The sequence below is a fragment of the Micrococcus sp. LASM2_SD2 genome (genome assembly GCF_057364565.1).
Genome location: NZ_JBNFOB010000397.1, coordinates 1 through 1,167, shown reverse-complemented (window position 1 = coordinate 1,167; position 1,167 = coordinate 1). Strand labels below are relative to the sequence as shown.

At 76.7% G+C, this 1,167-nt stretch carries 1 protein-coding gene; it reads right to left on the bottom strand.

Going from position 1 to position 1,167, the window contains the following annotated elements; translation table 11 throughout:
* Window positions 1-19 precede the first annotated feature (19 nt).
* Complete coding sequence (locus AC2W7A_RS12680) at window positions 20-421, bottom strand: hypothetical protein (RefSeq protein WP_485991645.1); 402 nt, start codon at window positions 419-421, stop codon at window positions 20-22.
* Window positions 422-1,167: the final 746 nt, after the last annotated feature.

Below are 1,167 nucleotides of genomic sequence, written 5' to 3'. Positions count from 1 at the left end.
CGCTGGAGCTGCGGCCCGCTCAGTCGGCGGCGCCGTCCACCTCTGCCGCGCCTTCGACCTCGGCGCCGTCCTCGTCCCGGGCGCCCTCCACCTCCGCGGCACCGTCCACCTCCGAGGCCCCGTCCTCGTCCCAGGCACCCTCCTCGTCCGCCTCGTCCTCGTCGCGCGGGACCACGCCCTCCTCGTCCGCCTCTTCCGGCGAGTCGGAGTCGCCGGAGCCCAGCCGGTCCTCGCGCCCGTCGCCGAGCCGTTCGGAGCGGCCCTCGGAGTCGCCGGCCCCGTCCCCCAGCGGGTCGGACGAGCCCTCGCAGTCCCCGGAGCCCACCGAGTCCCCCAGACCGTCCCCCAGCGGGTCGGACGAGCCCTCGCAGTCCCCGGAGCCCACCGAGTCCCCCGACCCGACACCGTCGGACTCGGCCACCCCCACAGCCTCTGGCACCCCTACGGCCACCCCCACAGCCTCGGCCACGCCCACCGCGTCGGGTTCCCCCACCACGTCCGCCGCGCCGTCCGAGTCGGCGAGCCCGTCCCCGACCGGCACCCTGGAGGCGGCGACGATCCCCGCATCGGCCTGATCCCCGGCGAAGGCGTCGGCGCAGGCCCTGCGGGGCCGAGACCGTCCCCGCGGGTCACGATGCGGCATCGATCCCGGCGTGACCCCGGACGTGTGCCGGTACGACGGCCGCCACGGACGTAAGCTGTTCCCCTTGGATGATCCAGCTGTGCTCACACTGTGCCCGAGGTCACGGTGGGGGCGGATCGCCTGTCCGTCCAGCGCGGCCGGCCGATGTGCCGTCCGCCGAGCCGTCAGGGAGGGAGCCTCGTGTCCGTCCGTCGTCGTCCATGCCACCGGTTCGCCGCCGCCGCACTGCTCGGGGCCCTCGTCCTGTCCGGATGCGGTGCCGATCGCACCGACTCCGCGGCGCCCACGCCGGGCAGGGACGCCACCGTCGCCCCGTCCCCGGACATGACGCCCTCTCCTGTCCCGTCCACGTCGGGCTCCTCCGTCACGACGACGGTCTCCGCCTCGCCGTCGGCGTCGGGGGCGACGACCCCGGCCCCCTCACCGTCGGCCCCGCCCTCGCCGAGCGCGTCTGCCGCCGGCCCCCTCGCCGTCCCCGTCGGAACCCGTCGCCGTCCCCGTCGGACCTCGCGTCCCCGTCTCCG